Annotated in this window: 22 protein-coding genes and 1 pseudogene; 18 read left to right on the forward strand and 5 right to left on the reverse strand. The window is 37.3% G+C overall.

Translation table 11 applies throughout. From position 1 onward, the window contains the following. Positions 1 to 41 precede the first annotated feature (41 nt). Together DOK81_RS11430 and DOK81_RS11435 are read right to left on the reverse strand one after the other, a co-directional pair. Complete coding sequence (locus tag DOK81_RS11430; RefSeq protein WP_206910989.1) at positions 42 to 1,385, reverse strand: PTS sugar transporter subunit IIC; 1,344 nt, start codon at positions 1,383 to 1,385, stop codon at positions 42 to 44. A gap of 27 nt (positions 1,386 to 1,412) precedes the next feature. Next, positions 1,413 to 1,718 (reverse strand): hypothetical protein, encoded by a 306-nt coding sequence (locus DOK81_RS11435; protein ID WP_206910992.1) that lies wholly within the window; start codon positions 1,716 to 1,718, stop codon positions 1,413 to 1,415. Between the two features lie 233 nt (positions 1,719 to 1,951). On the opposite strand from DOK81_RS11435, the gene DOK81_RS11440 reads away from it, so the two are divergent. Together DOK81_RS11440 and DOK81_RS11445 are read left to right on the forward strand one after the other, a co-directional pair. Beyond that, complete coding sequence (locus DOK81_RS11440) at positions 1,952 to 3,400, forward strand: glycoside hydrolase family 1 protein (protein ID WP_206910995.1); 1,449 nt, start codon at positions 1,952 to 1,954, stop codon at positions 3,398 to 3,400. Positions 3,401 to 3,408: 8 nt separating this feature from the next. Further along, entirely contained in the window at positions 3,409 to 4,323 is a 915-nt protein-coding gene (locus DOK81_RS11445) for a BadF/BadG/BcrA/BcrD ATPase family protein (RefSeq protein ID WP_206910998.1), read from the forward strand. Positions 4,324 to 4,379: 56 nt separating this feature from the next. On the opposite strand, the gene DOK81_RS11450 is transcribed toward DOK81_RS11445, so the two are convergent. Genes DOK81_RS11450 through DOK81_RS11460 form a run of 3 tightly spaced genes read right to left on the reverse strand, consistent with a single transcriptional unit; the run spans position 4,380 to position 7,638 of the window. After that, positions 4,380 to 5,180 carry a TPM domain-containing protein gene (locus DOK81_RS11450; RefSeq protein WP_206911001.1) on the reverse strand — a complete coding sequence of 267 codons (801 nt, stop codon included), beginning with the start codon at positions 5,178 to 5,180 and terminating at the stop codon, positions 4,380 to 4,382. Then, a complete protein-coding gene (locus tag DOK81_RS11455) occupies positions 5,177 to 6,370 on the reverse strand; it encodes a TFIIB-type zinc ribbon-containing protein (RefSeq protein ID WP_206911003.1) in 1,194 nt (397 codons plus the stop codon). Before DOK81_RS11455 ends, DOK81_RS11450 begins: the two co-directional genes overlap by 4 nt. 17 nt (positions 6,371 to 6,387) lie before the next feature. Next, positions 6,388 to 7,638 carry an SPFH domain-containing protein gene (locus DOK81_RS11460; RefSeq protein WP_206911005.1) on the reverse strand — a complete coding sequence of 417 codons (1,251 nt, stop codon included), beginning with the start codon at positions 7,636 to 7,638 and terminating at the stop codon, positions 6,388 to 6,390. Positions 7,639 to 7,853: 215 nt separating this feature from the next. Here DOK81_RS11460 and dnaX point away from each other — a divergent pair, with 215 nt between their 5' ends. The 16 genes and pseudogenes from dnaX to DOK81_RS11540 all read left to right on the forward strand — a co-directional run. After that, positions 7,854 to 9,599 carry a DNA polymerase III subunit gamma/tau gene (gene dnaX, locus DOK81_RS11465; RefSeq protein ID WP_206911007.1) on the forward strand — a complete coding sequence of 582 codons (1,746 nt, stop codon included), beginning with the start codon at positions 7,854 to 7,856 and terminating at the stop codon, positions 9,597 to 9,599. Positions 9,600 to 9,620: 21 nt separating this feature from the next. Further along, the gene (locus DOK81_RS11470) at positions 9,621 to 9,935 is read left to right on the forward strand and encodes a YbaB/EbfC family nucleoid-associated protein (RefSeq protein WP_206911009.1); all 315 of its coding nucleotides are present in this window, start codon (positions 9,621 to 9,623) and stop codon (positions 9,933 to 9,935) included. A gap of 23 nt (positions 9,936 to 9,958) precedes the next feature. Beyond that, positions 9,959 to 10,555, forward strand: coding sequence for a recombination mediator RecR (gene recR / locus DOK81_RS11475; protein WP_067480382.1), 597 nt, complete (start codon positions 9,959 to 9,961; stop codon positions 10,553 to 10,555). Between the two features lie 64 nt (positions 10,556 to 10,619). Then, positions 10,620 to 11,264 (forward strand): dTMP kinase, encoded by a 645-nt coding sequence (tmk, locus tag DOK81_RS11480; RefSeq protein WP_206911011.1) that lies wholly within the window; start codon positions 10,620 to 10,622, stop codon positions 11,262 to 11,264. A gap of 14 nt (positions 11,265 to 11,278) precedes the next feature. Beyond that, positions 11,279 to 11,608, forward strand: a complete 330-nt coding sequence (locus DOK81_RS11485) for a cyclic-di-AMP receptor (RefSeq protein WP_067480388.1) — start codon at positions 11,279 to 11,281, stop codon at positions 11,606 to 11,608. Positions 11,609 to 11,616: 8 nt separating this feature from the next. Next, on the forward strand, positions 11,617 to 12,570 hold the full coding sequence (gene holB / locus DOK81_RS11490) for a DNA polymerase III subunit delta' (protein ID WP_206911013.1): 954 nt from the start codon (positions 11,617 to 11,619) through the stop codon (positions 12,568 to 12,570). Positions 12,571 to 12,589: 19 nt separating this feature from the next. Beyond that, positions 12,590 to 13,414, forward strand: coding sequence for a stage 0 sporulation family protein (locus DOK81_RS11495; protein ID WP_206911015.1), 825 nt, complete (start codon positions 12,590 to 12,592; stop codon positions 13,412 to 13,414). Continuing rightward, on the forward strand, positions 13,407 to 13,754 hold the full coding sequence (locus DOK81_RS11500) for a DNA replication initiation control protein YabA (RefSeq protein WP_067480400.1): 348 nt from the start codon (positions 13,407 to 13,409) through the stop codon (positions 13,752 to 13,754). The genes DOK81_RS11495 and DOK81_RS11500 overlap by 8 nt, the downstream gene beginning before the upstream one ends. Before the next feature lie 82 nt (positions 13,755 to 13,836). After that, positions 13,837 to 14,709 carry a 16S rRNA (cytidine(1402)-2'-O)-methyltransferase gene (rsmI, locus tag DOK81_RS11505; protein ID WP_206911017.1) on the forward strand — a complete coding sequence of 291 codons (873 nt, stop codon included), beginning with the start codon at positions 13,837 to 13,839 and terminating at the stop codon, positions 14,707 to 14,709. A 333-nt stretch (positions 14,710 to 15,042) separates the two neighbouring features. After that, the gene (dinB, locus tag DOK81_RS11510) at positions 15,043 to 16,158 is read left to right on the forward strand and encodes a DNA polymerase IV (protein WP_206911019.1); all 1,116 of its coding nucleotides are present in this window, start codon (positions 15,043 to 15,045) and stop codon (positions 16,156 to 16,158) included. A gap of 190 nt (positions 16,159 to 16,348) precedes the next feature. Next, positions 16,349 to 17,977: a mannitol dehydrogenase family protein gene (locus tag DOK81_RS11515; protein WP_206911020.1), complete on the forward strand. Its 1,629-nt coding sequence runs from the start codon at positions 16,349 to 16,351 to the stop codon at positions 17,975 to 17,977. Between the two features lie 2 nt (positions 17,978 to 17,979). Continuing rightward, positions 17,980 to 19,053 (forward strand): mannonate dehydratase, encoded by a 1,074-nt coding sequence (uxuA, locus tag DOK81_RS11520; protein ID WP_206911022.1) that lies wholly within the window; start codon positions 17,980 to 17,982, stop codon positions 19,051 to 19,053. 97 nt (positions 19,054 to 19,150) lie between these two features. Then, a complete protein-coding gene (uxaC, locus tag DOK81_RS11525; RefSeq protein WP_206911024.1) occupies positions 19,151 to 20,566 on the forward strand; it encodes a glucuronate isomerase in 1,416 nt (471 codons plus the stop codon). Positions 20,567 to 20,586: 20 nt separating this feature from the next. Then, complete coding sequence (locus tag DOK81_RS11530) at positions 20,587 to 22,107, forward strand: MFS transporter (RefSeq protein ID WP_206911026.1); 1,521 nt, start codon at positions 20,587 to 20,589, stop codon at positions 22,105 to 22,107. Between the two features lie 238 nt (positions 22,108 to 22,345). Continuing rightward, positions 22,346 to 22,789 (forward strand): hypothetical protein, encoded by a 444-nt coding sequence (locus DOK81_RS11535; protein WP_206911028.1) that lies wholly within the window; start codon positions 22,346 to 22,348, stop codon positions 22,787 to 22,789. A gap of 150 nt (positions 22,790 to 22,939) precedes the next feature. Then, positions 22,940 to 24,769: pseudogene (locus tag DOK81_RS11540) on the forward strand (hypothetical protein); the annotation flags it as partial.

A 24,769-nucleotide genomic window follows, 5' to 3' on the forward strand; every position in this document is an offset into this window, starting at 1 on the left:
TCTTCCCCTTTTTATTGTTGCTAACGTAATTATTTGACTTATTATTTGCTTTCAACAACGGTTGTTGAAACTAATTCTTCAGCTTCACTTTTTTCTTGTTCTAGAGCATGTTCTTTTGCCAGTTCATTTTTGTCATAAATTTTCACAAATGGATAGTACATTACGACTGATAAAACAATCAATAGGCAATTTAAAACTGCTGCACGCCAGTCGCCACCAGTTGCAAGATAGGCTCCAATTGGACCAGGTAAAGTCCAAGGAGCAGTGATTGTAACTGCACTTACAAATCCTAATCTAGTTGCGAACCAAGCAATAGTGGCACAAGCCATCGGAGTTAAAATGAATGGAATAATTAACGTTGGATTCAACACGATTGGCACACCAAAAATAACTGGTTCATTGATGTTGAAAATAGACGGTGTAATAATTGCTTTTCCTAGTTTTGAAGCATACTTAGATTTGGCAGTAAAGGCGAGTAAGATAGCAAGTCCAATTGTACAACCAGATCCACCAATCCAGATAAACCATTGGTAAAAAGGTTCAGCCGCGATATTTGGTAAAGTTTCACCAGCAGCTGCTGCCGTAGTGTTAGCTTCTAAGATTTGTAACCATAAAGGACGTGCTAGTGAGCCAATAATTGAAACACCATGAATCCCGAAAGCCCAGAAGAAAGTGATCATAAAGATCAATAGAAGTACACTTGGAAGTGTATCGGTCGCACTGATCAAAGGACTAACGATTTTCGAAACAGCTGAATGCCAATCAAAGCCAATGTAATAACTGATAGTAGAAATCACTAGGATAACGATTAATGTTGGCGTTAATGATTCAAAGGAACGAGCTACTGCAGGTGGCACTTGATCTGGCATAGTGATTTTGAATTTGGATTTGTCTGTTAAACGATAGACCTCAACAGCAAAAATCGACGTGATGATACCGACAAACATACCACCACCGCCAAGATTTGCCATTGGCAAAACAAAACCAGAAGTTCCAGCAGCTTCTGCAGCCTCTAAAGGAATATTTACAGGTACAAAAGTTAATAGAAAAGCGATGGTTGACAGAATTCCGCCAGAAACAACATCTAAGTTGTAAGTTTTTGAAAGGCTAGCACCAATTCCAAATGTTGCATAAAGTGACATGATGTACATGGTCATACGATAAGGTAATAAAATTGTTGCGGCATTAGAAGATAAAAACTGATAAATGCCCCATGATTGTGGTAGGGGTGGGAAGGCGATGATCAAAAAGAAAGAACCAACAATAATCAAAGGTAACGTTGCAATAATCCCGTCACGAATTGCTCGTAAGTGTCGTTGATTAGCAATTTTTGCCATTGGTCCAGCTAGATGTAACTCAATAAAATTAGTGAAAGCTGTTAACATAGTTTACACTCCTTTAAGTAAAGTCAATTAAAAAATAATTCCTTGATAGATCCAAATGTATGCTAAAATTTCTAAAATAATTAATGAGATACCAAAAGTGATAAAAAAGCCCTTACAAAATCCTCGTTTTGTTTGGATGAAATATGGATTCATCGCTAAAACTGTCGCTAAACTAATGGGTAAAAAAAGCATAACACCAAGATTGATACTCCAGTTTGCCAAGTAAAATAAATAAGGAATAAAAATACCACCAAAAATACAAGCAAGCAAAAGCAATCCAGCTGTTTTCACACCAAAGTGAATGTGCAATGGTCCATTCGTTTCTTTTTGCATAAAAATACCTCCTCTCAACAAAAAAATTAAACGCTTACAAAATATAGTAACAAAAAAGAGCAGTTACGGATCTCTTCTTTTTTAGTATACAGTTAAGAAATTAAAAATCAATATATTTTTTATTTTTTTGTAATTTTGTTTCTTATTGGAATTGAAATTTCTTTATTTTTTTATATGTTTGAAAACGCATTTCTTAGATGGTATGATAAAAGCGAATACAAAGGAGGAGGAAAATGACAAAAATTTTATGGGGCGGAGCTACTGCTGCTAGTCAATATGAAGGCGGTTACAAAAAACGAGGGATAGATACTCAAGACTGTCGACCTTATTTAGAAAAAACATCGAATGCGACAGTAGCTACTCGATTATTAACCAAGAAGACTGTTGAACAAGCAGTGGAGGAGAATCAAATTTTTTATCCGTTCAGAAAAGGATCCAACGGAGAGGTCCGGACAACTGAAGACTTAGCGTTACTCAATGAGTTAGGCCTGGATGTTTACCGATTATCAATTAGTTGGTCACGCCTATTCCCAAACGGAGATGAAGAAATTCCTAATGAGGACGGAATAAAGTATTACGATGCTATTTTTAAAGAGTTAATCAACAAAAAAATAAAAATTTTTTTGACAATCAATCACTATGCATTGCCACTTCATTTAGTAACAGAACAAGGTGGATGGAAAAACCGTAAGACAATTGACCATTATTTGAAATTAGTCACAGTTATTTTTAATCACTGGGGTGAGTTGATTGATTATTATTTACCCTTCAATGAAATCAATGCAGGGTATTTCAGTCCTTATAATGGTACAGGATTATTAAAACCAGAAAAGGATGCATATGCGTACAATGATATCTTTTTAAGTTTGCATCATCAGTTTATTGCTAGTGCACAAGCTATTGCTCTAGGGAAAAAAATGAAAGTCAAAGGTCAATTTGGTGCAATGATTTCTTGTTTTTGCTACTATCCATTAACACCAAAACCTGAGGATAATTTACAATTAGTTTTAGATGAACAAATCAATCAATGGTTTTGTATGGATGTCTTAGCTAGAGGAGAATATCCTTATTATATGAATAAATTTTTCTTAGAGCACGACGTCGATTTTGAAATCAGTGAAGCAGATCGCCAGCTTTTAAAAGAAAATACTTGTGATTTTGTCTCTTTCTCTTACTATTCTTCGAGTATTAGTTCAGTAGAGGAAAGTCAACAGCAAACGGCTGGAAATTTGGTAGCGACGACAAAAAATCCTTATTTAAAAGCAAGTGAATGGGGCTGGCAAATTGATCCAATTGGATTGAAGACCACCCTGCTAAAAGTTTACGATCGGTATCAAAAACCTGTAATGATAGCTGAAAATGGATTGGGTGCAAGAGATGTGAAAGAAGCTGATGGTATCCATGATGCGTATCGTATCGAGTATTTTAAGCAGCATTTTCAACAAATTTTAGAGGCAGAACAACTAGGAGTAAATGTTCTAGCATACTTTGCTTGGGGAATCATTGACATTGTCTCAGCGGGGAGCTGCGAAATGGAAAAACGTTACGGCGTTATTTTCGTTGAAGCAGATAATCAGGGAAATGGCTCCTATGATCGTTATAAAAAAGATAGTTTTTATTGGTATAAAGCATTTATTGCTGAACAAAGAGAGGCAAGAAGAAAGTCACAAAAAGTAGAGTAGGAGAAACGATGAAGTACGTCATTGGGATTGATTGTGGAGGTACAAAAACGCATGCGATTGCTTATGATTTAGAAGGAAATGTTTTGGGAGAGACAATCGAGGGTTTTGGAAACCTACTTGTTTCTTATGAGCAAGCAAAAAAGAATATTTTTCGAGCAATGAATGAATTGCTAATCAGATTGGGAAGAGTAGATTGTCAATTGATTGCGTTAGGCATTGCCGGTATTGATGGTGGTGGGTTACGAGAAAAATTTCAGAAAGAGTTAACTTACTTTGATTATCCTGTTTATTTATATAATGATGCACAGTTCAGTTATTTAGCTAAGGTGGGCTTTCAACCAGGTATTTTAGCAATTGCGGGGACAGGTTCAGCTTTTTTTGGACTGAAAGAAAACCAATGGTATCGTGTAGGTGGCTGGGGACAATTATTGGGGGACGAAGGTTCTGCTTATCACTTAGCAATTGCTGCGATTAAATTAGTTCTAGCAGAGTTTGATGAAGGAAAAACATTGTCACCTTTTGCTAACGATTTATTGGCTTTTTTTGGTGCGGAGGATGTGATGAGTTTGGTAAAAATAATTTATCAAAAAAAGAAGGGCGAAATTGCTAGCGTAGCAGCATTTTGTTCAAGCTACGAACAAGATGATATTCGTGTGTCAGAATTACTAAAACAAACGGGTGAATTATTAGCCACTCAGGTTATCCAACTAGCAGACAAAATGAAGTTAACCTCAGGATTTTGTTTGGGGATTAATGGTAGCTTGTTGGAAAAACAGGCGACAGTGAGACACGTTTTTCTCGAACAGTTAAAAGGTTACGAAGTTTTGCTTGCGTCTGAGACGATTCATACTACGAAAGCTGCATTAGTTATTTGGAAGAATCAGTTGGCTGCACAATGTGTGAGTACGGCTAACTTCAACTAAAAAAACTCCTCAAGATCGATTCGATTTTGAGGAGTTTTTCTTTGGCGGATAATAAATCAAAAGCTTCTTCCACCACCGCCAAAAGTACCACCACCACTTGAATGGGTTGTGCTTCCGCCACCACCGCCACTTCCAGGTGGTGGGCTTTTAGGGATTCGTCTAGTAGTGACAAAAGAATTTGTTAAGCGATCAGTTTTATCCGTTAATTTGATGCTTGAATTTTCACGATAAGGATATTTGTAGGAACCAAATTTTAATTGATATTTAGAAACTGTTACAAAGTAAAAGACAAGGCTTAATACCAAAGCAACAATAAGAGCAAGTGTAATCTCGACAGGAGTCAAGACTTTGTAACGAGTGATTTTTCCGGTTTCTTCATCTACTCGATAGTGGCCACCTGGAACACCTGCTTCGACATAATCGGCAACTTTAGTGAGATAAGCAGTCGCAGCTTGATAGTAATTTTGATTGGACATGCCATTATAAACTTCATCAAGCGTTGATTCAATCCGATTATCATCTAAATAATCAATCATGTTACCTGAGGTCGAAATGTAAATTTCTCTTTGTCCCATGTCTAACAATAGGGCAGAACCATTTTCATTATTCCCAACCGCCTCTCTCAAGTAATCATCTGTAAAGTCTCGTGGCTCATCAGAGTTATTTGTTGTTGTGACGATTAAGACTTCACCTTTGATTTTTTCGTTGATTGGCTTCGCTTGATTTTCTAATGATTGAATTTGTTCTGCTGTAAACAAGCCAGCTTCATCATTGACCGTTGGGGTTTCAGCGTGCGCAATGAGCGGGAAAAAACAGCCAATTAAAACGAAAAAGAAAATTGAAAGTTGTTTTTTCATATCAAATACCCCACAATCATCAACAAAATAGCAGTAATAGTAAAGATACCAAGTGATGTAAGACCCAATTTCTTTTTGCTGACAGGTAGGACACCACTAACTTTCCCAGTTTGACCATTCATTGCATAATAGTAAACTTTTTTTGAATCACGACTACGATAGGTTACCAACCAGACCGGAAGTAATAAATAATTATTTTTCTGATCGTTGATCGCAACAGAACTACGAATGCCAGTTAAAGTTGTGTAACCAGCGGCTGTTTCGCGTAAAAGTTTTTCGGAGTACTCTTTTAACTCTGCTTCAACTTCTGAGCGAATCGCTTGATATTCGATATCGCGTTTTTCTGCTTGAAAGCCAGCGAGATATTGGTTTTTAAAGTCGATTGCTTTATTCAGTGGGAAAGGTTGGACACCTTCGACCATTTTTTGTTGAGTATTTTTAGATAAAGCATTCTTGACTAATTCTTTAAAAGAAAGTTTTCCTTCACGGTGGACAGCAAATTGTTTTGTCTCGGTATACTCAATATCGCCGACGCGCCAGACTCGTAAGACAGTTCCATTTGCTTGAAAATCTCCTTCTAATTCGGCATCCGTTGACCAGTAAGGAAAATAAACACCAGTTAGTTTGTCGATTTGTTCAGAATTAAAGAATGCTTTAGGAATAAACCATTTTTTCTTTGTCCAAGCTAAAAATTGTTTAGTTGCTTCCTCTTTTTCGATTGCAAAAGGAAGAACTTTATTTGGTAAAAACTCACCACTCAAGCGTCCTGACAAAACAACTGGATTATGGCAATAGTAGCAATACGTCGCGGCTGTTGTTGCATCAGTCACGATTTCAGCCCCGCAGCTTGGACAAAGAAATAGTTCCATAGCGGGAGCTTTTTCTTTTGCTTCTTGATCAATTGCCTCGGTAGTACCAACAGCTTCATCGTAAGCTTGACGTTCAGTGTCATCCATTTTATCTAGTTGTTCTTGTGCCGTGAAGGTAAAGTCACCAGTTGTATTTTTTGGTTCATTAGCTGTATCAGATGCTGAACCAATATCGCGAGCTTCTTTTTGCTGTTGTTCGTAAAGGCTCACTTCTTCTTCTGTAAATATGCTCAGGCAGTAGTCACAATGAAATTTTTGGTCTTTAGGATCAAAAGTTAAAGGACCGCCGCAGTTTGGACATTTATGTGTAATGACATCCATTGGCTACACCCTTTCCTTTAGTCCAAAGGTACTCCTTTAAATGGCTTGCCACAATGAGGACAGAATTTTGGAATACCATTGGAAAGATCAACAATTTCACCACATTCACTGCATTTCATCTCTAGCTTTGGTTGTGCAGCAGGGGCAGGCTTAGCTGTGCCACAGTTAGAACAGAACTTCCCAGTATTTTCCGTGCCGCAAACGGGGCAAGTCCAAGTATCAGCATTTCCTGTTGCAGCTTGCTGGTTTTGTTTTTCTGCTTGCTGTTGCTTCATTTGTTCTTGATTATTTTGTGCAGCTTGAGCAAGGTAGGCACTGTTAGCATTCATTCCCATACCAACACCCATAAAACCAGTCATTGCGCCGCCTTCATTTTTCCCAGCAGCTTCCATCCCACGAGCAATCGAACCTTGAACATAGCCCTCGCGAACACTTGGGTCCCCAAGCATAGCACCTTCATTTCGCATGTTGATTAGTTTGACAGAATCATCGGTATAAGAAATACTTGCGACTGCTACAGAAACGATTTCCATTCCACGTAGTTCACGCCATGAATCATCTAAAGCAGAAGCCATGTATTTACTTAATTCCAAACTTTTTGATGGTACGTAAGAAATTCGTTGACCATCTGCTGACATTTGGTTGATCGCCGATTGTAAAGCAGTTAAAAACTCTGCTAGATACTGTTCATTGATATCGGCAATTTCTACTTGCGTTTTATTTTTTGGAATGGCATTTGTGTAAAATAAAATTGGATCCGTGATGTGGATAGAGTAAGCACCATGCGCACGTAAAAATAATTCGGCATTATAAAAATTATCAAAATAGTTTAATGGTGAAGTTGTTCCAAATTTGATTCCTTTTAGCTCTTGTAAATTAATATAGAAGACTTGTTGTTTTTGTGGTGTGACGCCACCAAATTTAAAGCGACTGAATGTTTCACTAATTGCATCTTTTAATGAGCCATTAAACATAGAAGGTGCAGCATCATTTTTGATAGTGTAGTAGCCTTCTTCAGCTGTGTAATCAATAATTTTTCCACCGTCAACAAGGAGCATCATCATATTTGGATAGACATGAACAACTGTTCCATCGGTTAGAACATCTTCTGTTCCTTTCCGATTTGACCCACGTTTGTCATCTTTACGAACTTTGACACCTTTTGTCATAACAGTTGTGTCACTCATATTATCTGGTTCGATGACTTCAAGCCATTGATCAGCTAATCCACCACCAACCGAACTTGTTGCAGCTTTAATTAATCCCATAAAAAATTCCTCCTTAGATAAATAGCTAAAGAAACAGCTTAAATTATTTTCTTTATTATACCATAGGGAAATGAAAATGCTGTCAGCCAAAAGTCTTAAAGAACTTTTATGGGAATGAACGTTTTCTCTTGGAAAAAGCCGATGAGTAGAGTAGTTTTTTTTAATAAAATCACGTATAATAAATAATAGTGAATTTTTTTAAGAGGGGGATCTATATGGCATACCAAGCACTTTACCGTGTCTGGCGTTCACAACGCTTCGATGACATTGTAGGCCAAAAAGCTGTTACACAGACATTGAAAAATGCTATCGTTTCCCATAAAACATCTCATGCGTATTTATTTACTGGACCTCGTGGAACTGGTAAGACGAGTGCAGCAAAAATTTTTGCCAAAGCAATCAATTGCCCGAACAGTCGAGATGGTGAACCTTGTAATGAATGTGAGATGTGTCGATCAATTACAGCTGGAACACAAGAAGATGTAATTGAAATCGATGCTGCAAGTAATAATGGTGTGGAAGAAATCCGTTTTATTCGAGATCGCGCCAACTACGCACCTACGAAGGCAACTTATAAAGTTTATATTATTGATGAAGTCCATATGCTTTCGACAGGGGCTTTTAATGCGTTATTAAAAACACTGGAAGAGCCAAAAGAAAGTGTCATTTTTATTTTGGCAACGACAGAACCATATAAAATCCCTGCAACGATTATTTCTCGTACACAACGATTTGATTTTAAGCGAATCAATGCATCTGATATTATTGAGCATTTGGAATTTATTTTAAATGAATCAAATATTTCTTATGAAGAGCAAGCATTAGGCGTCATCGCACGCTCAGCTGAAGGTGGAATGCGTGATGCCTTAAGCATTTTAGACCAAGCAATTTCCTTTAGTGAAGGGACGATTACGCTAAACGATGCAATGCAGGTGACTGGTAGCTTAACATATGAAATGATGGATGATTATTTAAGTGCTTGTGTCGAACAGAATGTTGCGCAAGCATTGAATGCTTTGGAACAGATGTTAGCTGCAGGGAAAGAAGCCCGTCGCTTTTTAGAGGATCTATTGCAATATTGTCGTGATTTGTTGATGTATCAGCAAGCACCTCAATTAGTGACAGAGAAAACAAGTCAGTTAACTACAACTTTTGTTAGTCTTTCACAAGAAATAAAAGCAGAACAGCTTTTCCAAATGATCAAAATATTAAGTGAAACACAAAATGAAATTCGTTTTACCAATAGCGCTACGATTTATTTGGAAGTCGCAACTGTTAAGTTAGCGCAAAAACAACCAGCAACAAGCCTGAGCCCATTGTCTCAGGGAGAACCAGCCGAAAGCCAAGCAGTCGAGAAGCTTCAGCAAGAAGTTTCCACGTTGAAAAAAGAATTAAAAGAACTCAAAAAGAATCATGGTACAGCCAGTAATAGTCAACCTGTGCCACAAGCCGTGCATAAAAAACAAGCGAGTTCTTATCGTGTACCGACTGAACGAGTGTATCAAGTATTAAAAGAAGCAACGCGTCAAGATCTGAATCAGGTCAAAGAAGTTTGGGATGATTTATTGATGAGCTTGTCGGTTACACAACGAGCAATGTTGAAAGCAAGCGAACCAGTGGCAGCTGGACCAAAAAGTATGGTCATTGCTTTTGACTACGAAATCGTTTGTCAACGAGCGACAAATGACGATGAGTTACAATTAGCAATCCACAATAATTTGAGTCGAATGATTCATGATTATGCACCAGATACTGTGTATATCACACGAGAAAGCTGGCCAGAATTGCGTAAGAATTATTTGATCCAAAGTAAAGACAATGGTCAGATGAATTCTTTTGTTCCAGAAACAGATGAAGAAGAAATCGAACTGATCCCACAAGAACCAGAAACAACGGAAACTGTGGTAACAAAAGCAGAGGAGCTTTTTGGAACAGATTCAGTAACAATTATTGATGATTAAAATTCAAAGGAGAGATGTACAATGATGCGTGGAATGGGAAATATGCAAGGCATGATGAAACAAGTACAAAAAATGCAAAAAGAAATGGTTCAGGCACAAGATGCGTTGAACGAAAAAGAATTTACAGGAGTGGCTACAAATGAATTAGTTAAAGTTGCTTTCACTGGGGATCGACGTATGAAAGACGTTGAAATCAAACCAGAAATCCTAGACCCAGAGGATCCAGAAATGTTGCAAGACTTGTTAGTGATGGCTATCAATGATGCCTTAACGAAAATTGACACAGAAACTGAAAAAACAATGGGTAAATATACCAAAGGAATGCCTGGATTCTAATTTTTCGTGAAGGAGTAATGATTATGCAATATCCAGAACCAATTGCCAAACTGATCGACAGCTATATGAAACTTCCTGGGATTGGTCAAAAAACAGCTACACGTTTAGCATTTTTTACAATCGATATGAAAGATGAAGTAGTCAATGAATTTGCCAAATCGTTGTTAAGTGTCAAACGTGATTTGCACTTTTGTAGCATTTGCGGAAACATTACTGAAGAAGACCCTTGCGAAATTTGTAAAGATCCGTCACGCGACCGTAGTATTATTTTAGTAGTCGAAGAACCAAAAGATGTGATGGCAATGGAAAAAATGCGCGAGTATCATGGTTTATATCATGTTCTTCATGGTGTGTTATCGCCAACTGAAGGAACTGGACCAGAAGACATCAATATTTCCTCTTTATTGCAACGCCTGCATAACGATGAAGTAAAAGAAGTCATCATAGCAACAAACGCAACAACGGAAGGTGAAGCAACTGCGATGTATCTATCTCGTTTGATCAAACCTGCTGGTATCAAAGTTACTCGACTAGCACATGGATTATCTGTTGGCTCAGATATCGAGTATGCAGATGAAGTTACGTTGTTAAAAGCAGTAGAAGGACGGCGTGAGCTGTAATTTTTTGAAATAATTTGAATTTCAGCTACAATGAAGATGTAGTACGAGAGATGGAGGCAAAAATGTGAACGGACTATTTATTACAATTGAGGGACCGGATGGTGCTGGAAAAACAAGTATCTTGAAGGAATTATTTCCTCTATTGAAAAAAGTCGCAAAAACAGAAATGATTCAAACAAGAGAACCTGGTGGCATTCCAATTGCGGAAGAAATTCGCCAAGTTATTCTTGATCCTAAAAACGAACGAATGGATGAACGAACAGAAGCACTTCTCTATGCAGCGGCTAGAAGACAACATCTAATTGAAAAGATTTTGCCAGCTTTAGAAGAAGGAAACATTGTTCTTTGTGATCGTTTTGTGGATAGTTCACTTGCCTATCAAGGAGCTGGACGACGTATTGGAATGCGCGAAATTGCTCGCTTGAATGAGTTCGCGACTGAAGGATTGACACCTGATTTTACTCTATATCTGGATGTTGATTCTGATACAGGATTGCGTCGTATCCAAAAAAATCGTCAGAATCAAATTGATCGATTAGATTCTGAGGGACTTGAGTTTCATCAACGAGTTCGTCATGCGTATCTAAAACTTGCAGAAGAATACCCAGAACGTATTCATAAAATTGATGCAAGATTAAGTTTTGAAGAAGTTCTTCAGGCTAGTTATTATGCCATTATTGAGAAATATCCACAATTTTTTGAAAATTAGGAAGGTGACTGTGTATGAAAATTATTTTAGCTATTATCCAAGATAAAGATAGTAACCGTTTATCGAATGAACTGATTGATGCCAATATTCGCGCAACAAAATTATCTTCAACTGGTGGCTTTTTAAAAGCCGGCAATAGCACATTTATTGTAGGGATTGAGGATGAACGAGTAGACGAAGCACTTGAAATTATCAAAAAGACTTGTGAATCTCGTAAACAATTTGTTTCAACACCAGTTACGTTGGATATTTCTATGGATGGTGGTGTTCCTTACCCAGTAGAGGTGGAAGTTGGCGGAGCAACAGTCTTTGTTTTACCTGTCGAAGGATTCCATCACTTTTAGGAGGAGCTATGAAACAAGAAGAGTTAGTAAAACTGGCTCAAATGCAACATTTCGTTTATCAACAACTTCAACGAAGTTTTGAGCATGGGCGCCTCGCTCATGCTTATCTTTTTGAGGGAGAAAAAGGAACGGGTAAACATGAAATGGGTATTTGGTTGGCCCAACATCTATTTTGTACACACTTAGTAGATAACCGGCCTTGTGGTATTTGCAATAACTGCCAGCGAATTCAAAATAATGAACATCCAGATGTATTAGTGATCGAACCTGAAGGGCAAACAATCAAGGTCGATCAAATTCGTCGTTTACAAACAGAATTTAGTCGAAGTGGCTATGAATCAAAAAAGAAAGTCTTCTTGATCAAGGAAGCAGAGAAAATGAACGTTAGCGCGGCAAATAGTCTACTTAAATTTTTAGAAGAGCCACCGGGTGATTTTCTAGCAATTTTAGAAACGGATGCGATTGGTCGGATTTTACCAACGATTCAATCACGTTGCCAAGTTTTACATTTTCAAGAACTTTCAAAAGAAGTTTTAATTCACAAATTACAGGAAGAACAACTTCCATTGGAAAAAGCGAAACTTTTAGCATTCTTAACCAACAGTTTACGAAAAGCAGTTGAAATCTCAGAAGATGAATGGTTTAATGAGGCTAAGGACTCGATTTATCAGTGGTTCACTTATCTACAAAAGCAAGATCCTCAAGCATTTATCTATGTCCAAAAGAAATTGACTAAAGTATTTAAGGAAAAAAATCAACAGTTTATGGCACTTTCAATTCTGTTATTTTATTTCCAAGAAGCACAAAAGCAAGCAATTGCTACTGAAGAATCAAGCAAAACAAAAAAAGCCAATCAAATCATTGAACGCATTTTAGTTGCTGAACAAAAATTACGTAGTAACGTGAGTTTTCAAGCAGTAGCTGAACAGTTCGTTTTACAAACGATTTTTAATTATAGCTGAGTAACCAAGGAGGTTGGAAATGGTAGAAGTAGTAGGCGTCCGTTATAGAGATGCTGGGCATATCTATTATTTTGCGCCAGGGGATTCTGAATATTTTTATAATGATAAGGTGTTAGTCGAATCTCAACAAACCTTACATATTGCAACAGTTGCCATTCCCAAACGAGAACTTGATTCCCAAGATTTACCAGAAGAAGTCAAACCAATTTTGCATAAAGCTTCGGCTACCGAGCTAGCAAAAGAACAAAAAAATCAACAAGATGCTACCGAAGCGCTGAAAATCGCTAAACAAAAAGCACGTGAACATGAACTAGAAATGAAAATCGTGAAAGTGGAGTATACTTTTGATCGCAGCAAAATGATTTTTTCTTTTACTGCTGATGGACGAATTGACTTTCGGGATTTGGTGAAAGAGTTAGCAAGTATTTTTCGGACTAGGATCGAGTTACGCCAAATTGGTGTCCGTGATGAAGCAAAAATTATTGGTGGAATTGGGCCCTGTGGTCGACCATTATGCTGTTCGACATTTTTAGGAGATTTTGTACCGGTTTCGATCAAGATGGCGAAAGATCAAGGTCTTTCTTTGAATCCAACAAAAATTTCTGGCTTATGTGGACGTTTGATGTGTTGTCTGCAATATGAGAGCGCAGAGTACGAGGCAGCAAAAAAAGAACTCCCTGACTTTGGGAAAATGATTGAAACACCTGATGGTAAAGGGAAAGTCGTAGGATTAAATCTACTTAGCCGAATGGTAAAAGTTCGGTTGACGGGACGAGAAAATCCAGTGGAGTATGAATGGGATGAACTAAAAGACTTCATTCAAGTAGGTGAGATGAATGGATAAGCGATCTTTATATGACGGTTTAAACCAGCTAGAATCAGAATTACGAAATACCTTAACTGAATTAGTAGAAATGAAGCATGCACTTCATGAAATCGTCGAAAAAAATACCACGCTTGAGATGGAAAACCAACGTCTGCGTGAACATTTGCGTGAGCTGAATCAAGTAGCCGAAGCACCCGCTGAAAGTGTCAAACAAGAATTATCGAAATCCCGAATGAATTTAGAAAAAATTTATGAAGAAGGTTTTCATGTTTGTTATGACTTATACGGTTCACGTCGCGAAAATGATGAGCCGTGTGCGTTTTGCTTGGAAGTTATTTATCGTGAAAGTGGACGCTAATATTTAAAATTTATCTATGTTAGGGCAAAGATGTGAGTCAGTCGACTTGTGTCTTCGCTCTTTTTTATTAAGGAGGCAGGAAATGTATAACCAAAAAAGTTTTAAGGATCATTCAGGTATAGGAACTTTATATCTTGTTCCCACACCAATTGGTAACCTTGAAGATATGACTTACCGAAGTGTTCGTCTGTTACAAGAAGCAGACTTGATAGCAAGTGAAGATACACGTAATACACAAAAATTATTAAATCATTTTGAGGTAGAAACACCACAGAAAAGTTTGCATGAACATAACTACAAAGAAAGAATTCCATACTTACTTGAACAATTAAAAACAGGACAAAGCATTGCCCAAGTGAGTGACGCGGGGATGCCTTCTATTAGTGATCCTGGTCATGAATTAGTTGTTGCATGTATTGCAGAAGGAATCCCAGTCGTATCAGTACCCGGCCCTACAGCAGGCATTACTGCTTTGATTGCTTCAGGTCTCGAACCACAACCGTTTTTATTTTATGGGTTTTTACCAAGAAAAAAGAAAGAACAAAAAGAAATATTGATGCAATTAAAGCCTCAAACAGCAACACTTATTTTTTATGAATCACCTTATCGTGTAAGTGCTACACTTGAAAATATACGCGTGGTACTTGGAAATCGTCAAGTGGTGTTATGTCGGGAACTAACTAAAATCCATGAAGAATATCTACGTGGAGATGTAGACGAACTATTAATGTATCTAAAAGAAAATCAAATCAAAGGTGAATGTTGCTTGATGGTCGCTGGCGATGATGGTAGTTTGACTGAAGCAGAGGAAGTTATTCAAATCTCTTTGAGAGAACAAGTAGAAGCCTTGATTGCAACTGGTGAGAAGCCAAATGCTGCTATTAAGAAAGTAGCTGCGGCAAATCACCTGAAAAAGCAAGAAGTTTATCGACAATTTCATGAATTAGATGAATAGTAGCAAATTCAATAACCAATACACAAAGGCTTAAGGAGCGAAACAGAACCATGTTTTGCTCCTTTTTTGAATGGTGACTTAGTGTACATATGAAAACGATTCGTGTAGAAGAAATTCAATTTTAAAAATAGATATTTTTTTACATGAAACAAAATACACGGACGATTTTTTGCTGAGTAAGTCGAACTATCTTATGATTATGCAAAACGAATGGCATACCCGGTTATCAATGATCATACATTTTTTAAAACCTCAAAGTTAAATTAGAATAGCTTGATAGGGAACAAAAGTTCGACTATAATAACAATGAGAATAAGATCGAGGTGAATACCAATGGAACTACAGTTTCCTTTACATAATGATACATCAAGGAAGATCATCCATATCGACATGGATGCTTTTTTCGCCTCGGTTGAAGAACGCGATCATCCAGAATTTAGAGGGCACCCATTAGTGATTGCTCGCCATCCCAGTGATACTGGTGGTCGAGGTGTCGTGACAACGGCAAATTACGAAGCGAGACAATATGGGATTCATTCAGCGATGAGCGCACAAAAAGCATTTGAATTGTGTCCAACAGCCATTTTTAAACCTGGTGATCATCAAAAGTATTCGGAAGTATCTCAAGTTGTTCGTGAAGTTTTTCGGAGATACACTGAAGTCATCGAGCCAGTTAGTATCGATGAAGCGTATCTAGATGTGACAGAAAACAAAGTGAATTGTAAATCAGCAATTAAAATTGCTCGAATGATTCAAGCAGATATCTGGGAAGCAGTTCATCTAACTTGTTCGGCAGGAGTTAGCTATAATAAATTTCTGGCAAAACTGGCTTCTGATTTTCAAAAACCACGTGGAATTACTGTGGTGACACCTCAAGAGGCTGTCTCTTTTCTAAAAAAATTACCAATAGAAAAGTTTCATGGAGTTGGAAAAAAAACAGTGCCAAAAATGAATGAGCTAGGAGTTTTTACAGGTGCAGATTTATATGAGATGAGCGAAATGCAATTGATTCAAAATTTTGGGAAAATGGGGTATTCCCTTTATCGAAAGGTTCGTGGGATTCATGATTCGCCTGTAAATGTTACGCGAGAGCGAAAATCAGTTGGCAAAGAACATACCTATGGTCAGCCACTCCAGACAGAAGAAGCTGTCTTAGCACAGCTTCGACAGCTAGCAGAGAAGGTAGAAGAAGCACTGAGAAAAGTCCAAAAACATGGGAAAACAGTCGTATTAAAAGTTCGCTATACTGATTATTCAACAATTACGAAACGGATAACCTTACCAGAATACATTTATAAAAAAGAGGCACTTTATTATCAGGCCAGTTTGATTTGGGAAGAAATTCTTGGTGTCGAGAAAGGCATTCGGTTATTAGGGATAACACTCACTAACTTGGATCCTATGACCTATGAAAATATAGTTTTGCCTTTATGGGAATTGAATGATTGATTATAAATAAGAGAAAGCACACTATCTGCGAGGTGCTTTCTCTTATTTGAGTTATTCTGATATATTAGTATTTGCTATTTGTTTTATTAGTAAGGTGAAAAAAATAAAATTGACGTATTGACAAAGCCAAAATTGGCGAATATAATGCAAGTATCAAATTAACTGATATATCAGTTTTAGGAGGGATTCTGTGATTGACTTAAAAGATTGGCAAAAATCAGTAACGGAATTAAAACAAGTTGGCATCGCTATTCCTACTTATGATGTTGATGAAGTTAAGAAAAAAGGGAAAAAATCGCCAGTGTGGCTTCATTTTGGTGGTGGAAATTTATATCGTGGATTTCATGCAGAAATTGCACAGCGATTAGCTGATGCAAATGAATTAACTGCTGGTATTGTTGTTTGTGAAACTTTCGATAAACAAGTAATTGATAAGGCTTACAAACCGTTTCACAGTGATGTAGTAGAAGTTATCATGCATGATGATGGGACCTTAGATAAGAAGCTTTTAGCTGCGACAGCAGATGCTTTCTTTTGTCATCCTAGTGAGAAAGAAAGTTTTGCACAAGTCGTTCAATATTTTGAAAATCCGGCCCTACAGTTTACGACCTTTACGATTACCGAAAAAGGGTATCACTTGAAAGATGCTTCTGGGAATTTTTTTCCTGTAGTAGAAGCGGATATTCAAAATGGCCTTGAAGCTCCGCAACATACGATAAGTATTGTGACGGCTTTATTACACAAACGATTTTTAGCGGGAAAATTACCAATTGCCATGATTTCCACGGACAATTTTTCACAAAATGGAAAGCGATTCCAAAATAGTGTGCTGACAATTGCACAAGGATGGCGAGAAAAAGGCTTTGTATCTCAAGCATTTATCGAGTATTTAACTGATTCTGAAAAAGTAGCTTTTCCTTGGAGCATGATTGATCGTATTACACCAAACCCCGCAAAAGTTGTACAGACGGAACTTGAGAAACTCGGTTTTGTTGATATGGAAATGATCCATACAGAAAAACATACGAATATCGCACCGTTTGTGAATACCGAAGTTGTCCATTATTTAGTGCTCGAAGACCACTTTCCGAATGGACGTCCTGCTTTAGAAAAGGCGGGCGTTATCCTTACAAGTCAAGAGATTGTTGATAAAGCAGATGTGATGAAAGTCACCACTTGTTTGAATCCACTTCATACGGCTATGGCCATCACTGGTTGTTTACTTGGTTATCAATCAATTGCAGCTGAGATGGAAGATGAAGAAATTGTGGGATTAATCAAAGCCATTGGGTATCAAGAAGGCTTACCAGTAGTAGAAGATCCAAAAATAATTGATCCCAAAGAATTTATTGATGAGGTGATTGAAAAACGTTTGCCTAATCCCAATATTCCAGATACACCACAACGAATTGCAAGTGATACTTCCCAAAAAGTAGCGATTCGGTTTGGCGAAACAATTAAAAAGTATGCAGAGAGATCAGCTACACAATCACTTGTATTTATTCCAGTAGCAATTGCTGCTTGGTTGCGTTATTTGTTAGCAATTGATGATGAAGGAAATACATTTGTACCAAGCTCTGACCCACTATTACCTGAATTACAGGAGCAACTAAGAAGTCTTCATTTAGGTGAACAATCTGCGGAAGTGATCCATCACAGTGTTGCAACTATTCTAGCCAATGAAACTATTTTTGGGTCAAATTTATATGAAGTTGGACTTGGTGAAAAAATCGAACAAATCGTAGCAGAAATGTTAGTAGGTCCTGGAGCAGTGAGAAAAACGATTCGTACCTACTTAACAAATTTCGGAGGAAGATAATCATGGAAATGACGTTTAGATGGTATGGTTCACAAGAAGAAAAAATTACATTAGAAGAGATTCGCCAAATTCCAGCGATGAAAGGCATCGTGGGAACGCTTATGGATATCCCCGTTGGAGATGTATGGCCGAAAGAACGAATCAAAGCATTGAAAGAAGAAATTGAAGCAGCAGGATTAACATTAAAGGTAATTGAAAGTGTGAATGTTCATGATGATATCAAGATTGGTTTACCAAGTAGAGACAAATATATTGCAAATTACCAACAAACGATTCGTAATTTAGCTGAATTCGGTATTGAAGTAATCTGCTATAATTTCATGCCGGTTTTTGACTGGGTAAAATCAGATCTTGATTATCGCTTGCCAGATGGGTCTTCAACATTAGCATATATCGCAGCAGACATTCCAGAAGATCCTGAGGAAATCATAAAAAAAGTGGAAAATTCAAGCAATGATTTTGAATTACCCGGTTGGGAACCAGAACGGTTGGCCAAAGTAAAAGAATTACTGCGAGCTTATAAAGAGGTGGATGAAACAAAATTGCGTGAAAACTTTGCCTATTTCTTGAAAGCAATTATCCCAACTTGTGAAGAAGTTGGAATAAAAATGGCTGTTCATCCAGATGATCCACCTTATTCGATTTTTGGCTTACCACGAATCGTGAAAAATCGGGAGGACTTGGACTGGATTTGTCGGGTAGTAGATAGCCCAGCAAATGGGATTACGTTATGTACAGGCAGCATTGCAGAAGATCCAGCAAATAATGTTTATGAAATCATGGCAGAGTTTTGTCAACGAGATCGAATTCCGTTTGCACATGTTCGTAACATTAAATTTATTCAAGGAAAAGATTTCTATGAAGCACCACATAAGTCAGAATATGGTTCATTAGATATGTATCAAATTTTAAAAGCAATGTATGATAACGGGTTTACTGGCTATATCCGTCCTGACCATGGACGCATGATCTGGGGAGAAACGGGACGGCCAGGTTATGGCTTATACGATCGGGCACTTGGAGCGATGTATTTGGATGGCATTTGGGAAGCTTTAGAAAAAGAGCAACAGAAATAATTCTAAACGATTCATTTCAACAGTAATAATGAAGGAGGCTGAGCAAGTTTCAAGTTCAGCCTCTGAATAAAAAATAAAAAGAAGGAAGCGCTTAACTATGTTTTTAGATGAAAATTTTTTATTAACAAATGAAGTAGGACGCAAGTTATTCCATCAATATGCCAAAGAGGAACCAATTATTGATTATCATTGCCATTTAGAGCCAAAAGCTATTTTTGAAAATCAACAGTATGAAAATTTAACTCAAGTCTGGCTCAATGACAAAGGAGCAGGCGATCATTATAAATGGCGCTTGTTGCGAGCAAATGGTGTGGCTGAAGAACTGATTAGTGGCGACGGGGATGATTATGAAAAATTTTTGGCATTTGTTAAAACAATTGAGAAGGCAGTCGGTAACCCAATTTACGAATGGTCGCATTTAGAATTACGTCGATATTTTTCGATTGACTTGATCATTAATCAAAAGAATGCACCAGAGATTTGGCGACAAGCAAATGAAAAAATTCAAACAGACGCATATCGTCCAAAAGAATTATTAAAAATGATGAAAGTCAAGGCAATTTGCACGACCGATGATCCTGCTGACGACTTGAAGTATCATGCAAAATTGGCACAAGAACATAATTCTTTTAAAGTATTGCCAACTTTTCGTCCTGACAACACTTGGGCAATTACTACAGAAGAATATCGTGAATACTTAGATAAATTAGGTGTAAGCGCCCAGATACCAATTCACACATTTTCAGATTTAACAACTGCTTTATCAAGAAGAATCGACTTTTTCCATAAAATGGGCGGACGTTTAGCAGATCAAGGATTAAATACATTTGTATATGCTTCAGCAACAGAAGAAGAATTAGATGTCATTTTAGCACGTGCATTAACTGGAGAAACGAACTTTACAAGAACTGAAGTTGCTCAATTTACAACAGCAATCCAAAAATATTTGATGGGAGAATACTATCAACGTCAATGGACGATGCAAATGCACATGAACGCCTTTCGAAATGATTCAACGAAAATGAAACGAGAAATCGGAATCAATGTTGGTGGTGACTCGATGGGAGATCAAAGTGGACTGACAAAAAATATCGTAAAATTATTTGCAGAAGTTGAAGAAGCAAACCAGTTACCAAAAACGATTTTATACTCGCTGAATCCAAATGACTGGTTACCACTAGCAACTGCTATGCAAAGTTTCCAAGGGGAAATCATTCAAAAACTTCAACTTGGTTGTGCGTGGTGGTTTAACGATACTTGTGAAGGAATGCGCAATCAATTAACCATTATGGCACAACAAAGTTTATTGGCTAATTTTACTGGAATGTTGACTGATTCTCGCAGCTTCTTGAGTTATCCACGTCATGAATATTTCCGCCGCGTGTTATGTCAGCTCCTAGGTGAGTGGGTCGATCAAGGTCGTTTACCTGATGATAATGAATATTTGGGACAAATCGTCAAAGATATTTGTTTTGGCAATGCGCATGAATATTTTGGTTTTTTTGAAAGCTGACGGAAGGTGGATGAAGAGAAATGGATAAGAAAAAACAGTGGGTTTACCAACCTAAAAAGATTACAATTGGTCGTGGAGTGGCTTATGGATTGACTGATTTGATGGGCGGCGGTTGGAATAATATCGTTTCAGGAGTCATTTTTGCTTTCGTGTTGAGCCAAGGAATCAATCCGGCGTTTGCTGGAGCAATCACAGGGATTGGTCGAATTATTGACGCGGTGTTTTCCTTATTCTTTGGTGCAATCACGGATGGCTTTTATCGAACAAAATTTGGTCAACACTTTGGCCGACGTCATTTCTTTATTCTACTAGGCGGAATTTTGTTCACAGTTTTATTTCCATTATTCTGGGTTCAAGCAGACAGCTGGGTTTATTATCTAGTGATTTATGTAGCCATCGAACTTGCAATTGCTATGATTTTGATCCCATGGGAAACTTTGCCAACGGAAATGACCACTGATTACAACCTCCGTACGATTTTATCTAGTTCACGCATGTTTATTTCTGCCACTGGGACAGCGCTTGTTTTCTTAGTGTTAGCAGCGTTGCAGCACATGGAAAATCCGAATGCCTATCTTATTACTGGAATCATTTGGACGGTGATTTTTGTTGTCGCTATTTTTGTTTCTTACCGAACTACTTGGGAACGTCCGTTGACACCAGAATTTTTAGCAGAGTTAGAGAGCCAGCCAAAATTATCTTTAGGTGAATTCGTGAAAAAAACAGTCAAAGATTATTTTTCAACCTTTAAGAATCGTGCATTTCGCCAACATCTAGGTATTTATTTATTGTCATTTACCGGAAAAGATTTTTATTCTACTTTGCTACCAACTTTTATTATTTGTTGTATTCATGGTGTGAAAGAAGATACACCTTGGACACTCCAAGCACTTTCTATTTTTGGTATCGTTGCAACATTAGTGGCTGCACGATTGATGTTGACACATGGACCTCGCTATTTGTTTACACTTAGCTACATCACGATTATCATTACTATGGTTGGTTATTTCTTAACATGGGCACTCCATATCCAAAATGCTTTTTGGGTCTTAGTAATCATTTCAGTTTTTTATCAATGTGCGCGCGCAATTTTAGAATTTACACCATGGAATGTTTTTCCATTTATTCCAGATGTTGACCGCATGATGACACGAGGCGATCGCGCGGGCATCTATGCAGCAGTGATGACATTCTTTAGAAAATCAACGGGTGCATTCGCGTCTTGGATTGCTGGGATTTTATTAGCAGAAATTGGCTTTGATTCAAAAACGATGACGAACTTTACGAATACACCACATCATATTCAAACGGGAATCGCATTGATTTTCTTTATTGCCCCTGTTATATTGATTTCTTGCGCGTTAGTGATGGCACTAACATTCAAATTGAATCGTGAAACACACGAAGTATTGAAACAAGAAATCGATCGCTTAGAAGAAGGCGGATTGAAAGAAACAGTTACACCAGAAGCAAAAAATGTCGTAGAAGAATTAACTGGGCATCCGTATCAAGACGCTTGGCCAAAGCAACCTGTTATTTGATGACCTACTGAATATACTGAATAAAACAAGGAAACTTTTTGATTATTAAAAGGTTCCTTGTTTTTTTGTTGATGACTTTAGTCAGTTTCAATTACGAAAGAGGTTGGAACGAAAAAAACACGCGTACTGCGGGTAGATATTTACTTCATTTTATCTATTTTTGTCAAAAAATAGATAGGTAAAAAATAATACGAGAAATGATTTCCTAGTATACTTTCGAAAAAAGGGGGGAGTCCAAGTGCAAGTCATTGATCTCCAATGTTTTGTGGCAGAAATTGACGGATGTAATAAATATATTTTATTTGATACACGACCAGCTTATGGGCATGTAACAACATATTTAAATAATGAAATTGAGATTGTATTGAAAAAAGATGAAGAAGAAGTGGCATACCTCTTTAATCATAAGTTTGATACAATCATGGATCTTCAAGATTACAAATGGGTCAAATCACAAGCAAGCGAAAGGCAAGTGTCTTATTTTTTACCAGATATAACCATTTATTGTGTGAAAGTGAAAAGAAAAAACACACAAGAAGAATTGTATAAAAAAATTGCGTTACCTCGAAGTTATTCAACGATTGAAATGGTCGATCGACGTTTGACCCGTTTTTTTCAGGAAAGCTGTTTTGAATGGATAGATTGTCAAGAATTAGTACATTTTGATGAACTAATTAGCTGAAAGACTAGACTTAGTCACTTGTTAGCAGTATTTCTGCTATGTACTAAAAAATGAATTATTTTTTTTTGTGTTGATTTTCTATGAATTAAAATAATTATCAAAAAGAAATGAAGATAAAATATGTCTTAGCAAAAGGAAAGAAGGTAAAAAATGAAAATGTTCAAACATAAAAAAAGAAAAGCATTGATTGCTGGACTATTATTTTCAGCATTGATCTTGCCAACTCAGATCAACGCACAAGAAACCAGCAATACCAGTCCTACAGATGGATTGACTACAAAACAAAATGCAACTGAAGTATCACCACGAATTAGTGTCGGAACTGGATATAAGAACTATATCAATAATGTGACGATTACTGGTGGAGGAATGTTAAATATCTCTACTGGCTCAAAATCAATGTTACAAGTGGGTATCGGTACACAAACAAAAACTGTGATTAAAATCGATCCTGAGATTGCTTCTGAGTTTTTCAGTACACCTAATTATAAACAATATATCCACGGAGAAGTAAAAACGAATCCAACCAGTGGAATTGGTACACATCGTCGCGATATTGAAGATATTTGGGAAAAGAAACCAAGTTTAGGTAATCTTTTTAGCCAAGAAACTGCATACTACGATCAGGATCTACAAGCAATCGTTTTGAAAACTGAAAAAGCAATTGCAAGTATCACTGCTTATCAAAATGTTGATTTACGAATTGATTTAGGTAAATGGCATACAGATACTGAAAAAGTAGTTGAAAGAAAATCAATGTATCGTTTTTCTGTCAACTCTGCTTCTGCTGACTGGGGATTAGGATGGAACTGGGGCGGTTCAGAAACAATTTTAGATCAATGGGGCTTATGGGGAGATGGCAATCCATTTGAACGTGGTTCATGGATTGAGGATCCCGTAGAACCTACTTCTTTGAAAACTGAAGATGATGAGCATTTTTCTGGTAATGGAAAGCAAGATATAAGTAATGAACATGAGACAGAATATAGCGTTACCTTAAAAAAAGGAAGTTCTACGATCAAATCAAATATCCAAATGGATGCGACCGGCAATTGGGATGCTGATTTATCTGGATATGGTTTAAAAAATGGCGATACGATTTCAGCCTATGTAGTTGGAAATGAAACACAACCTAATGGAAATGGTGTGAAAGATCGTAAAGAATCTAGTGCGACACGTTACACAGTTGGGAAAGATTCTATTCCTTGGGACCAATGGAAAGTTGTAGCACCAACTATCAATGATGCGTATGACGAAGAAACATTAATCAGTGGATTGCTACCTAATCAAAACTTACAAAAAAATCGTTACTATACTGTGAAAGTATTGGTTGATGGTAAAGAAGTGTATAGTCATGATTATGACGGTGAAAGTAATGAATATCGTGCACCGATTTTCGGTGACGAGCTAGTTAAAGGACAAACAATCGAAGCTTACATTATTGGAAATGAGCCAATCGAAGGAAGTAACGGAACGGTCATCCCTAAAGAAAGTGCACATGTGAAAACTGTTGTTAAGGAAAACCAAGAATCAGAAAATACTTGGGAGAATTGGCAAGTAAATGCACCTAAAATCGATCGTGAAACGACAGAAGGTGATACCTCTGTTGTTGTCGAAATCCCATCGCAAAACCGTTTCAATGGTCGTAGCTATGATATGGAACTTACATTGAATGGTGAAAAGATAGCAACTAAAGCTATTTCAACATCAGGAGCTCAATTAGATATCTCTTTAGATAAGCCATTAAAAGAAAATGATGTCCTAACAGCAAAAGTCATCGGACATGAAGATGGCGAGAAGGACAAAGTCAGTCAAGTAGATCAATGGAAGATCGTTGATAATACCAACTGGTCAGACTGGCAAGTAAATGAGCCAACGTTGAACGAAGTCAAAACAACAGATACAAAATTGACAGGGAACGTAAACGAACAAGATGTTGAAGCAGGACGCACATATGAATTAAAAGCGACACTGAACGAC

This window comes from Enterococcus sp. DIV0660C (assembly GCF_017316125.1).
Classification (GTDB): Bacteria; Bacillota; Bacilli; order Lactobacillales; family Enterococcaceae; genus Enterococcus_B.